The organism is Clostridium beijerinckii (assembly GCF_018223745.1).
Classification (GTDB): Bacteria; Bacillota; Clostridia; order Clostridiales; family Clostridiaceae; genus Clostridium; species Clostridium beijerinckii.
The window spans coordinates 3,070,142-3,083,588 of the sequence record NZ_CP073653.1; the positions used below are offsets into that span (position 1 = coordinate 3,070,142).

Annotated in this window: 13 protein-coding genes; 2 read left to right on the forward strand and 11 right to left on the reverse strand. The window is 30.0% G+C overall.

Annotated elements, in window-relative coordinates; genetic code table 11:
• Positions 1 to 57 precede the first annotated feature (57 nt).
• The 8 genes from KEC93_RS13910 to KEC93_RS13945 all read right to left on the reverse strand — a co-directional run bounded on the left by KEC93_RS13910 (position 58) and on the right by KEC93_RS13945 (position 8,535).
• Positions 58 to 897, reverse strand: coding sequence for a carbohydrate ABC transporter permease (locus KEC93_RS13910; RefSeq protein ID WP_373866463.1), 840 nt, complete (start codon positions 895 to 897; stop codon positions 58 to 60).
• 59 nt (positions 898 to 956) lie between these two features.
• Positions 957 to 1,820: a carbohydrate ABC transporter permease gene (locus KEC93_RS13915; RefSeq protein ID WP_077867986.1), complete on the reverse strand. Its 864-nt coding sequence runs from the start codon at positions 1,818 to 1,820 to the stop codon at positions 957 to 959.
• Complete coding sequence (locus tag KEC93_RS13920) at positions 1,813 to 2,964, reverse strand: ABC transporter ATP-binding protein (protein WP_077867985.1); 1,152 nt, start codon at positions 2,962 to 2,964, stop codon at positions 1,813 to 1,815. Before KEC93_RS13920 ends, KEC93_RS13915 begins: the two co-directional genes overlap by 8 nt.
• 309 nt (positions 2,965 to 3,273) lie before the next feature.
• On the reverse strand, positions 3,274 to 5,418 hold the full coding sequence (locus tag KEC93_RS13925; RefSeq protein WP_077867984.1) for a BglG family transcription antiterminator: 2,145 nt from the start codon (positions 5,416 to 5,418) through the stop codon (positions 3,274 to 3,276).
• Between the two features lie 228 nt (positions 5,419 to 5,646).
• The gene (locus KEC93_RS13930; protein WP_077867983.1) at positions 5,647 to 7,005 is read right to left on the reverse strand and encodes a PTS ascorbate transporter subunit IIC; all 1,359 of its coding nucleotides are present in this window, start codon (positions 7,003 to 7,005) and stop codon (positions 5,647 to 5,649) included.
• An 11-nt stretch (positions 7,006 to 7,016) separates the two neighbouring features.
• The gene (locus KEC93_RS13935) at positions 7,017 to 7,301 is read right to left on the reverse strand and encodes a PTS sugar transporter subunit IIB (RefSeq protein WP_017210617.1); all 285 of its coding nucleotides are present in this window, start codon (positions 7,299 to 7,301) and stop codon (positions 7,017 to 7,019) included.
• Between the two features lie 45 nt (positions 7,302 to 7,346).
• A complete protein-coding gene (locus tag KEC93_RS13940; RefSeq protein WP_023975431.1) occupies positions 7,347 to 7,796 on the reverse strand; it encodes a PTS sugar transporter subunit IIA in 450 nt (149 codons plus the stop codon).
• Between the two features lie 22 nt (positions 7,797 to 7,818).
• Positions 7,819 to 8,535 carry a transaldolase gene (locus tag KEC93_RS13945; protein ID WP_077867982.1) on the reverse strand — a complete coding sequence of 239 codons (717 nt, stop codon included), beginning with the start codon at positions 8,533 to 8,535 and terminating at the stop codon, positions 7,819 to 7,821.
• Between the two features lie 254 nt (positions 8,536 to 8,789).
• On the opposite strand from KEC93_RS13945, the gene KEC93_RS13950 reads away from it, so the two are divergent.
• Together KEC93_RS13950 and KEC93_RS13955 are read left to right on the forward strand one after the other, a co-directional pair.
• Positions 8,790 to 9,278: a GNAT family N-acetyltransferase gene (locus KEC93_RS13950; RefSeq protein ID WP_077867981.1), complete on the forward strand. Its 489-nt coding sequence runs from the start codon at positions 8,790 to 8,792 to the stop codon at positions 9,276 to 9,278.
• A 141-nt stretch (positions 9,279 to 9,419) separates the two neighbouring features.
• Positions 9,420 to 9,749 (forward strand): DUF3784 domain-containing protein, encoded by a 330-nt coding sequence (locus KEC93_RS13955; protein WP_023975434.1) that lies wholly within the window; start codon positions 9,420 to 9,422, stop codon positions 9,747 to 9,749.
• A gap of 404 nt (positions 9,750 to 10,153) precedes the next feature.
• On the opposite strand, the gene KEC93_RS13960 is transcribed toward KEC93_RS13955, so the two are convergent.
• The 3 genes from KEC93_RS13960 to KEC93_RS13970 all read right to left on the reverse strand — a co-directional run bounded on the left by KEC93_RS13960 (position 10,154) and on the right by KEC93_RS13970 (position 13,441).
• The gene (locus tag KEC93_RS13960; protein ID WP_023975435.1) at positions 10,154 to 10,450 is read right to left on the reverse strand and encodes a hypothetical protein; all 297 of its coding nucleotides are present in this window, start codon (positions 10,448 to 10,450) and stop codon (positions 10,154 to 10,156) included.
• Positions 10,451 to 10,568: 118 nt separating this feature from the next.
• Positions 10,569 to 12,335 carry an SWIM zinc finger family protein gene (locus KEC93_RS13965; protein ID WP_077867980.1) on the reverse strand — a complete coding sequence of 589 codons (1,767 nt, stop codon included), beginning with the start codon at positions 12,333 to 12,335 and terminating at the stop codon, positions 10,569 to 10,571.
• The gene (locus KEC93_RS13970) at positions 12,311 to 13,441 is read right to left on the reverse strand and encodes a VWA domain-containing protein (protein ID WP_077867979.1); all 1,131 of its coding nucleotides are present in this window, start codon (positions 13,439 to 13,441) and stop codon (positions 12,311 to 12,313) included. Before KEC93_RS13970 ends, KEC93_RS13965 begins: the two co-directional genes overlap by 25 nt.
• Between the last annotated feature and the right edge of the window lie 6 nt (positions 13,442 to 13,447).

Genomic DNA, 13,447 nt, shown 5'->3' on the forward strand with positions numbered 1-13,447 from the left:
TAATTAAATGCTGTTTTTTAACCATTAGCTGTACTTTAATAAATCTTACTGTTCGATTTAGCCTTTAACAGCACCAGAGAACATACCTCTTATAAGTTGTTTTTGCCCTGCAACAAAGATTAATAGTGATGGTATTATTACCATTACAACGCCTGCAATCATCATTGTTATGGACTGTGAATCAATACTATTGAGCATACTTATACCAATTTGAACTGTTCTCATTTTATCAGATCCAGTTACTAGAAGTGGCCACATGTACATATTCCAAGCATTTATAAATGTATAAACTGCCATTGCACCTATCGATGATTTTGTAAGAGGCATTAAAATTTTACATATGAACTTTATATTTGAGCATCCATCAATCTTTGCTGATTCATAAAGTGCAATTGGAAAAGACAAATAAAATTGCCTAAATAAAAATATTCCCATTGCTGATGCCAAATATGGAACTATAAGTACTTGATATGAATCCAGCCAATTCCATGAACTTACTGTTAAATAATTTGAAATGATCGTTGCTTCTCCTGGTATCATCATTGTTGACATAACAATCATAAACAATAATTCCTTACCTTTAAAATTTAAGAATGAAAATGAAAATGCCGCTAGTGAAGACGATACTATTTGTCCAATTGTTATTAATCCTGCTACTAAAAATGAGTTAAATACAAATTTAAATAATGGAACTTTTTTTAATACATCTAAAAAGTTTGATAATGTAGGATTTTTAGGTATCAAATTTAAATCTGCTGAAAATACCTCACTTGATTCCATAAATGCAATGCTTAAAGCATATAAAAGAGGTAGAAGTACAATTAAGACAACAATTAAATTAATTAATAGTCTCAAAGAATAGTTAATTCTTTTTCTATTTTTATATCTTCTTCTCATCTTAGTTTGAATATCTTCTATTTCCTTTTTCGTTATATTTTCATTAATTACAGCTTCCATTAATACTTAACTCCTTTCTTTTCTACTCTGAACATTATTAATGTAAGTATTATTATTATTGCAAAAAGTACAACTGATTGTGCGGCTGCGCTACCAAATCGATAATTGAAAAATGCATCCCTATAAATTGAATAAACAAGGAGATTTGTTGACTCCCCTGGTCCTCCTTGAGTTAATATTTTAACTTGTCCAAACGCTTGAAAGGCTTGGATAATATTTACTACGAACGTATAGAATAGAATTGGACTAAGTCCAGGTAAAGTTAATTTGAAGAATTTATGAAGTGAGCTTGCCCCATCAATTGATGCTCTTTCATATATAGATTCATCAATATTGCTTAACCCAGCCGAAAAATATAGAAAATTAATACCGCTGTTAAGCCATGCAGTTAATACTGCAACACAAATTAATGCATACTTAGGATCTGTTAACCAATTTATATTAACATTGAGAATTTTATTTACAATACCTACAGATGGGTGAAGAATAATTTTAAATATCATTGATGCTGATGTAGATGCAATTGCCATTGGAAGAGCATACGCAGTGCTAAAAATTCGTATTCCTGGAAAGGTTTTATTACATAATAAGGCTGTTATAAGTCCTAAAGCTATGCTTACTAAAACAACTATTGCCACAAAAATAAATGTAACCATTAGGCTGTTATAAAATGATGATGATGAAAATAAATCTGTATAATTCTCAAATCCTGCAAATAATTTAGCCTGTCCCATTTTATCTGTTTTATATAAACTTAAATATACTGTTTTAAAAAATGGATAAAATAAAAATAATATAAAAATTATAAGACTTGGTATAATAAACAAATATGGTCCAATTTCAGTTTTTTTTATTTTATTCATCACATAGGCCTCCTTTAACTTCATCATACAGAATATTCTTTCCTGTTGTTTCATCAAAAATACAAATATTTTTTGTATTTATTAGAATCTGAGCCTCATCTCCTGTGCTTAAGTTAACGCTATCTTTAAAAATTGCTGTCAGCTCACTATTTCCAATTTTAAAATAAACATTTGTCTTTTCTCCAAGCATTTCGCTTAATTCTACCTTAATATTAATTACCGAAGATACATGTTCTTTATCTTCGTCCTTTATATCTGCACTTTGTGTAATATGCTCTGGCCTTATACCAATAATTACATTTTTATTTTCATAAGATTTTTTTATCAATAGCTTACTTTTACTTTTAGGTAAATACACTTTTTCATTACCGAATATAAAATGCATTTCATCATTTTCCTGTTTTAATTGGCATTTTATAAAATTCATTGACGGTGATCCTATAAAACCTGCAACAAATTTATTGATTGGATTATTATATAATTCCTCTGGAGTATCTACTTGATGCACTATTCCATCTTTTAATACAACTATTTTGGTACCAAGTGTCATTGCCTCAGTTTGATCGTGCGTTACATATATAATTGTATTGTTTAATTTTTTATGAAGTTTTGACATTTCAACTCTCATATGATTTCTTAATTTTGCATCTAAATTTGATAAAGGCTCATCCATAAGCAAAATTTTAGGGTTTCTAATTATTGCACTTGCAATTGCAACTCTTTGCTTCTGACCCCCAGATAATTCTTTTGGCATTCTCTTTAATAATTCTTGTATTCCCAAGATTTCTGCAACTTTATTTACTTTTTCTTTTATAGTAGCTTTATCAACTTTTCTCACCTTTAAAGAAAATGCTATATTATCATAAACTGACATCATTGGATATAGTGCGTAATTTTGAAATACCATGCTTAAATCTCTTTCTTTGTGAGTAAGATAATTTGCAAACTGTCCATCTAGCCACATTTCACCTTCGCTTATTTCTTCAAGGCCAGCTATCATTCTAAGTGTTGTTGATTTACCACAGCCTGATGGCCCAACTAAAATCAAAAAATCTTTATCATCAACTTCTAAATTGACATTTTTAACTGCATATGATTCATCATCATATTTTTTACATACGTTTTTGAGCAATAATTTTGACACCAGTTTTCCTCCTTAAACATTACTTTTAACAATTCTTCCAACAATTTGAATATTATCATTGTGAAAATTCAAAGTCAATTTGCAGCAAACGTTTAACACAAGTATTTACATAGTATTAACCTAAGCTTTACAGTTATATGCCTATACCTTTACCTTAATTTAACAAAAAAGCACTGCACTAAATATATCGATTTAGCACAATGCTTACATATTAAAAATAGTTTTATTCAATTATACTGTTGAGCTTTAAAGAATCACGCTTACTTGCTTTTGTCATCAATATAGAACTTCTCATCGTCATTTATCTTTTTATCTAGATAAATTAAATATTCTCAAAACCTCTTCTACAGAATTAGTTCTATTCATTTCATCTATAAAATCATCTTGTTCTATTATTTTCATTAATTCCTTCAAAGCCTTCATGTGACTTTTATTATCTATTACTGACATAGTTATTATTACCTTTACCGGATCATTTTCAAGGTTTCCAAATTTAATTGGATATTTTAATGTCATAATACTAAAGCCAATTTTATATACTCCATCTTCTGGCCTTGCATGAGGCATTGCTATTCCTGGTAAAATAACTATATACGAGCCCAATTTTTCAACATTATTTATCATTGCATCAATATAAGAGTCATTTATGCAACTGTTTCTTTTAAGGATTTGTCCACCTTTTACTATTGCTTCTTTCCAGTTTTCTGCTTCTTCATTTAGTTTAATGTATTTATCATTTATTATTTCACTCAATGAAGGCTGGATTATTTCTTTGTATGAACTTAAGCATGTCACTATTTCTTTTTCTAAATTTGAGTAGTTATTTATTATGCAGTTCTTATCAACTATATTTAGTATATTTTTTATGACACTTCTTTTGGCTTCCAAATTCATATTATAATATTCATCATCTTCATTAAAACATTTAGAAAAACTTTTTTCACTTTCAAACTCTTTCTTATTTTCAATATCATCAAGTGCTTGCGAATATTTTGAAAAGAATAGGCTTAACTCACTTATATTTTTTTCTGTCAAAAATGGACTTACTAAAATACATCTTATACCTATTATACTAATTGGGATTGTTGTTATAATTAAATCTATAGGTTCTCTTTTTGCTATCCTTTCAATATCGTGGCTTGAAACTGTATCTATTATGTTTATGTCAAATATTGATTTAAGCTTTGTTGATACAAATTTTGATGTACCAGCTCCAGTAGCACATACCACTAAAACTCTAGGCTTTATCTTGTTTAAATTCTTTATCCTCTCTAAAGATGCCATAAAGTGCAAAGTTATATAGCCAATTTCTTCTTTGCTTATTTCTGCATTCAAATCCTTTTCCAAAAATATCAGGCTTTCTTCTACTAAAGTAAAAACTTCCTTATATTTATATATAATTTCATCAAGAAGAGGATTATTTATACTGACTCCATGTTTTAATCTATAAACCATTGGCCTTATATGCTGAATTAATCCTTCTAAAAGATGCTCATCCGCTTCAAAATTATACTTTGTTCTTTTTCCAAATTCACTTATCAATGTAGCGGAAATAAGCTGTATATATACTAGATCATCATTTTTTTCTTCTTTTAACATTACGTTACTTCCAAGAAGATGTATTGTCATATACCCAATTTCACTTTTAGGTATTTTTATATCATATCTATCCTCCAGCATTTTTGCCATTGCAGAAGCTATAGAAAATTCACAAGTTTTACTTAAATTTTTAAGCTCATTATCATCCATCACAATATCTTTAGCAAGTTCAATCCTCTTTATGGCAATTGCAATATGAATTAATAAATTGTTAAATGAATAATCAGATAATGTACTTTCTAATTGATCTTCTGCAGTCTTTATTACATTACCAATAAATTCTATATCCATATCCTTAAATAACTTTTTAAAATTAACACCAATCAAATCTGAGTCAGCTACATTTTCAAGCATAAGATTCGAAACAACTTTTCTAAGATCTTTCTCATCTCCAATAGCTTTTATTCCTTTGGATTTTTCACTTTGAAGCTTTATATTATTACCTTCAAGTAATTTTCTTACTTCTTTAAGGTCATTATTAATAGTTCCCCTGCTGACGAACATATTTTCAGCCAGGCTGTTTATTGTTAGATAGCTATTTTTTTCTAATAACTTATAGATTATATAAATTATTCTTTCCTTTTGAGACATAACATAATCATAGCTGTTTATGGATTCCATTAAGTTTAAAAGTCTCTTATTCTCATCTTGCCTTAAATCTATTGATATTCCCTCATTAGGTTTCCTAACTAATGGGTTTAAATTTATTTCTTTTAAATATTCATCTATTCTATCTAAATCATATCTTATACTTCTAGAACTTATTTTAAACTTAAGAGCAATATCCTTTATAGTTATAGGTACACTGCTGTTTGCTATGATTTTTAGTATATCTGAACACCTGCTATTTAGCATATTATACACCTGCTTTTAATAATATCACTCACTTTTTAAGGCATATGAAAGAAAATAACAACCTTAGATATAACATTGACTTGCTATTCTTTTGATAATGCCATAAATATTCATTAATTTAAGCAAATGAGTTGAAAGCTTAATTTACTTTCAACTCACTATATTATTTATATTGAAGAGAAGGGATATTATGTCATCAAGATAAATTCCTTTAATTTATTAGAAGTATCAATCTAGATTATTAATTGCTTTTGATTTAGTTTTTATGAAATTAGGAACAATTAAAACTACTAGTAATATAACAACAATAGCTATAATACCAAATTTTCCCACTAATTCTGATGCTTTACCAAGTATAATACCTAAAACTCCAAAATCAAAATCACCAAAAGTTGTGTTTTGGAATCCTAATGAACCAAGTACAGGTAAAAGTAATGCTGGTGCAAAAGTAATCAAAAGCCCGTTTACAAATGAACCTACTATAGCGCCTTTACGACCACCAGTTGCATTACCAAATATTCCAGCAGTTGCTCCACAGAAAAAGTGAGGTACTAGTCCTGGAATTATCAATACTCCTCCGGCAAATCCTAAAAGAATCATGCCAATAACACCACCAATGAAAGAAGATACAAATCCTATAACAACAGCTGTAGGTGCATAAGTAAAGAACACTGCACAGTCAACAGCTGGAACAGCATCAGGGATAATTCTAGTTGCAATACCTTGGAATGCTGGAATAAGATCACCAAGAATCATTCTAACACCACTGTAAACAATTGTTACTCCAACTGCAAATTTTAATCCTGCCATAAGCGCAAATAATATAGGTGAAGTACCATCTGAAATAGTTGCTACAAAAGTTGGACCTGCCGCTATTGCTGCAATTAAATAAAATATCATCATTGTTAATGCAGTAGAAATGGTTGTATCTCTTAAAAATCCCCATTTCTCTGGTATTTCAATTTTCTCAGTACTTTCTTCTGGTTTTCCTACCTTAGATCCTACCCATGCTGAAATATAGTACGCTAAACTACCAAAGTGACCTAGTGCGATATCGTCGCCATCAGTTACTTTTCTAGTAAATCTTTGCCCTATCGCAGGAGATATTGAACTCCATGCTCCAAGTAAGAATCCACCAAATAATATTAATTCTGTTCCACTCATACCTGTTGTTCCAAGAACTGCTGATAAAAGGCAAGCCATAAAAAAACTATGATGGCCTGTTAAAAATACGTATTTAAATTTTGTAAATCTTGCTATCAATAAATTAATTAAAAGTCCTACAATTAAAATTGTCATTGTCTCTACGCCTAATACTTTTTGGGCAACAGAAACAATAGCTTCATTATTTGGAACAACTCCATTTATATGAAATCCCTCTTGTATCATTTTTCCAAGAGGATCTAGGTTAGAGGTGATAAAATCTGCTCCAGCACCAAGCATCAAGTAACCAAGTATAGGTTTTAAAGTTCCTGTCATAATTTTATGACCAGGTTTCTTAAGTGCAATAAGTCCAACGAATGACATAATTCCCATTAATAAAGCCGGCTGTTTCAATACGTCTCTAAAAAACTCAAGAACTGACATATACTTACCCCCTATTTATTTAATTCCATATACTTCTTTCTAATAATTTCCAAAACATCCTCTGTTATCTTCTTTTTATTTATATAACTTCTCACTACTGCAACATCTCTATTATCAAACTGCTGAGCAAGTTCCTTGACAGTAATTATCAAATCTGCCTTCTTCCCTTGTGCTGAATTAAAATCAGTTGATTCAACATTAGCTTTTATATTGTTTTCCCTGCATATTTCCTCAATCTTCATAGCTAACATTAAACTGCTTCCAATTCCATTGCCACAAACCGTTAATATTTCCATTTTTCTATCTCCTTTATAATATTACTAAAAGTCATTTAAGCTAATTTAAAAGCTTTTTGAATTAATATAGCTAAGAACATCTTCTTTTGAAGATGAATTTCTTACAATGCTTAAAAATTCATTATCCTCAATAAGTGTCATAAGTTCGGCCAAGGCTTTCAAATGTGAAGTCTTATCTATCGCACATATAAAAATCAATATATCAACAGGATCATATTCTTCATTACCGAATTCTATAGGCTTCTTAAGTTTTATAAGCCCCATACCAATTTTCTTGACTCCATCCTCTGGTCTTGCATGCGGCATAGCTATTCCATTTTCAATAACAATGTATTGTCCCATATTTTTTACTGTATTTATCATTGCATCAGTATATTTTGCTTCAGTATTTCCATTCTTAACAAATAGACTTCCACAAAATCTTATAGCATCTATCCAATCATTTACTTCAACATTTAATTCAATTGTTTCTTTATTAAATAACTTTTCAATCATAGCCTTGCCACCTTCCTTAATGCTACAAAATAGAAAATCCTAAACTTGATGCATCCTTATAAAAACTTCGTACAGTTTCCAAAGAATATTCGTATAAATCTTTTCCCATAGTAGGGAGTTTCTTTAATATATCATTAGTTACAGTAATTATTTCACAACCACATTCATCTGCTTCAACAATATTGTATAATTCCCTACAGCTTGCCCATAAAAGCTCTACACCTTTATTTGCTTTACATAGCTTGCTGCTAGTCATCATAATCTTCATTGGATTAGTTCCAGCATCTGCTATTCTTCCGGCAAATACGGACACAATACTCTTAACTTCTGGATTTAACGCAGTTACCACATCTTTAACCTGATCCAAAGTGAAAATTGCAGTAACATTAAGATGGTATCCTTTTTCCGATAACTTTTTAATTAGCGGAATTGAAGATTCTCCCTTAGTGTTCATGATAGGTATCTTTACATAAACGTTTTCACCTAGTTCAGATAAAACGTCTGATTCCCTTTCCATAGTCTCGAAATCATCTGAGAAAACTTCGAAAGATACTGGTAAATCTTTAATTTCTTCTAAAACATTTTTGGCAAATTTCTTATAATCATCAATTCCTGCCTTTTTCATAAGCGAGGGATTTGTAGTAAAGCCTTTAACAATACCTCCCTTATAAACCTCCAACATTTCATTTAAATTTGCCCCATCTGCAAATATTTTAATATTTAAATCCCTAAAATCCATTTATCTCCTCCATCAAATTACTTGTTTTACTTTATAACCCAATTATATATTCCAAGTAACCACCAGTAAAGCTCAATATATTTCATTTCGATTGTGGCAATTTTGTAGTTTTTAATAATCTATTTTTATAAGCTTGTCTCATTTGGTAATGATATAATAATTATTATATCAAGCTATAATCTAATGGATAATATGATTTTTCAAAATTTATATAATGAAGTAAATTAAAAACTATATAGAAAAGAGGAATATATTTGGAAGTAGTAAATGCAACCCACAAAAGTATCGATATTTTTTCAAAGGTTTTAAATGACTCTGCCACATGGCTTAATTCTATTAATCAGCCAATGTGGAAGTATGAAGATATAACAAGTGAGGAATTGCTAAAGAAATATAGTATTGAGGATATGAAATTATGCTACGAGAAAGGAAACTTAATCGGAGTATATATTTTGCAATGGTATGATCCTCTATTTTGGGCAAACTTACAGAAGAATGAATCTGGAATAATGCACAAGTTAGCTGTTTGTAGAGAAAGTGTGAAAAAGGGATATGGACACAAACTGATACAATCTGTTGAATTAATTTGCAAAGAGCATAATGTAAAATGGTTAAGGTTGAATTGTGGTACATTTAGAGATAGGCTGAGAAACTTTTACGAAAGCAATGGTTTTAAGATGGTAGACAGAGTATTTATTGATAATAGAGATCAAATTAGATATGAAAAATTTCTAAATCTATAAAAAATAAGAATATGCTTAAATATCCTTATCTATAATTAAATGACTCTAAATTTAGATAAACATTATATATTTATCTATGAAAATACTTGAATATTTATAATTATGTTGTGTATAACTATTGTACTATAGGGAGGTGACGCAATGACATATATTTCAATTGATTTATTAATTGCAGCTGCATTTGTAATTATGAGTGTATTATTTATAAAATCCAATGGGAAATGTTGTTATTTTATTTCAGGATATAACCTTGCATCTCCAGAAGAAAGAAAAAACTATGACGAAGTAAAGATCTGTAACTACTTTGGAAAAACAATTTTCATATGGTCAATTTTCTTTATCATAAGAGCTCTTGTGGATTACTTCTATCATGGAACTGAAATGAAACTTGCATTCTTACTTTTAATAATTGCCCTAGTATATCACATTTATATACGCTATAAGAAATTTGATGAAAAATTTAAGATATAAAATATTCTATATGGATACTTAATTTAGACCTGAATCTATGCATATAGATCACCGAAACAATGATTATGATGTTGTTCCGGTTTCTAATGAAACATTTCACAAAAGCATAATTCTTATTTCTAGTTTAGATATATTTCAGAGTATTAACTATATAGATAAACAAATTTACAAGTTTTCTAAGACTTTAAGTTCATATTTTCACTAGAAATCATAAATATATTTGTGGAGAAAACATTTGAAAATGAAGCTGTTAAAGGTTTTTAGCTGTAGGTTGTTCCATTTTAGCTTGTCAAACTGAAAGTTGGAGCATGCTAAAGTGGATACAACCTGCTGCTTAGAACCTTCAGCGATATTTTCATAGTTTTTCGGAATCAAAATATTTATGATTTCGGTGGTTTATAAACTTAAAGCTTTTTCATCTTATCCTTAATCAAGCTAACATAACTTCCAAACACCGCAAGAATTTTCACCACTTCATCCAGATCAAAATTCAAAGAGTGTCTTTTCATTTTTAGAGCTTCCTCCAGCTTAAAAAGCATTGATGCTCCTTCCTTTAATCCAAACTTATCACAACTTACTGCGAGTCTATTAACTTCTCTTAAAGTGCCGTCTAAAGTTACACTTACTCCACTTAATAAAATTCCATCCAAAAGCATTTCTATGTCATCAACCATAATTTTCAAGTCTTGATTATTTTCCATAAAATCACATCCTTTATGTAATTGAATTAAATAAACTACCGTATACATATTGATAGCTATAATATTACCTATCTTTTCTGTAAGATAAGAAGACAAGGCAAGCTAACTCAATTACTATCTACATAGTCAAATTCACTAATGTACCATTTTTATAATAAGCTGTTATAGGGACTGCAGTAAATCCAGTTTCGTTAAGGTATACTTTAGTCAAGAGCATAAACGGATAGTTTTTCATTCTTTCCATTCTCTCCAGCTTTTCTATAAGACTTTTATTATTACTAGAATACTTAACCTTAATGGTTACACATTCTTCTTTTTCGTCATATAATGGCATTTTGAAGAGCTGCTGTATTTTATCAAAGCTGCTTTCTCCAAACTTCAATGGCTTTATAAGAAATAAATCATAATTTTCTTCTCTTTCATTAAAATATAATCCTGAGTTATTAGAAACTGCTGAAAATAAATCCTTCCAAGAATTAAAGGTCTTGTCCTTAAGATAAATACTTTGAATATCTGTGGTACCTATAATTTCCCCTTTGCTATTTTCACTAGAAGATAACCTAAAATCTCCATTTATTTTTCCATTAATAAGCTTTACTCTAGCTTTAGAGAAACTTTCTATATCAGAAGCAACCCCCCAAGGACAGCTTTCTCTGCTATAGCTGTTTTTATTGTTGTAGGATGAATTTCTAGATATAGTGTAAGTAAACCATTTGTTAAAGCCTTCTACTGTAAAATAAAATGTAGTTCCTTCATAGCCTGACTCTGTTATCCACTTGCTAGCTCCTACTGCTGCAAGTTCTATAGGAGGAATTTCATAATAAGAACTTTTATGCTCTCCCATTAATTCTCCTAAAGTTTTTTCGTCGCTGTAATTTTCCATAGCCATAGTTAATATATAAATACTTTGTAACAAATACCTAAAACTTTCTACAGAAAAAGAAGCATTTTTATTAATATATAATCTAAGTTTTCCTTGAAGTGCTTTTATCTTCTTCTCAATACTTGGAATATCGCTATTATGACAAATAATTGATACTTGTTCCAACTTATCTAAAAAGCTTTCAGGAATTCTTGCAAGACCTGTAAAATATATTTCCTCTAGAGTTTTTCTAACTTCTTTTATACAGCTTTCTAAAGTTTCCTTACTTACAATTTTATCCTTAGCAATTAAATAAATAACTTCTTCTTTCTTTAACGTACCTTTGTAAAGACCATAGTGAATTACTGACTCTGCCTTATGTCTACAAAGCGCTTTACTCTTGCAGCTGCACAAAGCATTATTAACTATACTGCTATCCTTTATGGATATATCTTTCTTTTTTTCGCCATTCACAGAAATAAACTTTATAGTTTCTTCTCCTGCAAATTCCACCTGAAGAAGGGCATCTTCTTTTATATCTGCTCTTAATCCAAACTCCATTCTCTTAACAATATTTCCAAATTCTCTGTCACCCAAAGCAGTTTTTATACTCTTTAAGTTTATATTTAAAAGTTCTGAATAATCTGGACTAAATTCTTCATGTTGTTTTGATATTTCCATTTCTTCACTAGAATCCCCATTTAAAGAAGAGGACTCTCCAAAGATTTCTTCTATATGATTTTTTATATATAAATAACTCATTACAGCATGCTTACAAATACTCCTTGATGGACAGCTGCACTTAAAGGCTTGGATATATTCATTTACGCTGCATGAATTTCCATCTGGCAGTTCACATTTTATAGATGCTTCTTCCACTGTAATTTTAACACCAGCACCAGAGCTTAAATCCTTTGAAGCTCTATTAAATATACCTTTATTAGTAACTCCAATAAGATACTCATCATTAATAGAAAGAATATACGATTTTAACTTACTTAAGAAATTATCTTTGCTATCCATTTCGCTAACCCTCCTGGCGTCATTGCTGCAACATCTGCTCCAAGTGCAGTCATTTTAGCTGCAGCCTTCTTATCATAGAAGCCATTCGCCTTATCATCCAAAGCTGTAAGAATTATAAGCTTAGCTCCAGTTTCAATTATTGCCTTAGCCCTTGCATACATTATGTTGTAATTATAACCGTCATAAAGATCGGTCACCATTACCACCATAGTTCTTAAAGGACTTTCTACTAATTTTTCTGCATAACTTAAAGCCTTTCCTATATTAGTCCCTCCTCCCAGCTGAACACTCATAAGTGTTTGAACTGCATCATCCACATAAGAAGTTAAGTCCACTATTTCTGTATCAAAAATAAAAAGGCTGGTTTTTAACATAGGGAGCTTTGAAAATATGCCTGCCATTATAGCACTGTGAATGACAGAAGAGAGCATACTGCCACTTTCATCTACAGCAACAACTATGTTCCAAGGATTATATTTTCTTACTCTGCCATAAAAATAAACTTTATCTACAATTATTCTCTCTTCTTCTTTATCATAATTTTTTAAATTAGCTCTTATAGTTCTTTTAAAATCTATGTTTCTAGCAGACTTCACAGCACTTCTTTTGTTCCTGTCCACTTTTCCCATAATAGTAAGCTTTACTTCATTTTCTAGACTTTTAGTTATTTCATCGACTACTTTTTTAACTATTTTTCTTGCAGTATCTAAAACTTCGCCCTTCATTAAATGTTTCATCTGCAATATATTTTTTAAAAGTTCTGCATTAGGCTCCATGGCCTCTAGCACTTTTTTATCTGTTAAAAGCTCCTTCATGTTATATTTTTCTAGAGCATGCTTTTCTAATATTTCCACTGTTTCTTTAGGAAATAAGCTTCTAACCTTTGTTATCCAAGAAGGCACTGTAAACTTAGAGCTTCCTCTTCCTCCTCTTGGGTCATCTACTCTTATTCCTCTTTCTTCATCATAATCCCTATCATATAAGAACTCTAGCAAATCACTAAGCTCTGAGTAATTGCTGCTATCTTCCGAAAAGCCTATTCTATCATCTGCAAACTTTCCAAGTACTAATCGCCATCTATTTAAACCAATTAAATCTTCATTCATACCTTA

What these genes read in the sequence shown, in the direction of transcription:
- KEC93_RS13965 (WP_077867980.1), bottom strand. Translation starts at nt 12,335, where the DNA reads ATGGATAGCAAAGATAATTTCTTAAGTAAGTTAAAATCGTATATTCTT.
- KEC93_RS13960 (WP_023975435.1), bottom strand. Translation starts at nt 10,450, where the DNA reads ATGGAAAATAATCAAGACTTGAAAATTATGGTTGATGACATAGAAATG.
- KEC93_RS13970 (WP_077867979.1), bottom strand. Translation starts at nt 13,441, where the DNA reads ATGAATGAAGATTTAATTGGTTTAAATAGATGGCGATTAGTACTTGGA.
- KEC93_RS13910 (WP_373866463.1), bottom strand. Translation starts at nt 897, where the DNA reads ATGAGAAGAAGATATAAAAATAGAAAAAGAATTAACTATTCTTTGAGA.
- KEC93_RS13925 (WP_077867984.1), bottom strand. Translation starts at nt 5,418, where the DNA reads ATGCTAAATAGCAGGTGTTCAGATATACTAAAAATCATAGCAAACAGC.
- KEC93_RS13915 (WP_077867986.1), bottom strand. Translation starts at nt 1,820, where the DNA reads ATGAATAAAATAAAAAAAACTGAAATTGGACCATATTTGTTTATTATA.
- KEC93_RS13945 (WP_077867982.1), bottom strand. Translation starts at nt 8,535, where the DNA reads ATGGATTTTAGGGATTTAAATATTAAAATATTTGCAGATGGGGCAAAT.
- KEC93_RS13940 (WP_023975431.1), bottom strand. Translation starts at nt 7,796, where the DNA reads ATGATTGAAAAGTTATTTAATAAAGAAACAATTGAATTAAATGTTGAA.
- KEC93_RS13955 (WP_023975434.1), top strand. Translation starts at nt 9,420, where the DNA reads ATGACATATATTTCAATTGATTTATTAATTGCAGCTGCATTTGTAATT.
- KEC93_RS13935 (WP_017210617.1), bottom strand. Translation starts at nt 7,301, where the DNA reads ATGGAAATATTAACGGTTTGTGGCAATGGAATTGGAAGCAGTTTAATG.
- KEC93_RS13930 (WP_077867983.1), bottom strand. Translation starts at nt 7,005, where the DNA reads ATGTCAGTTCTTGAGTTTTTTAGAGACGTATTGAAACAGCCGGCTTTA.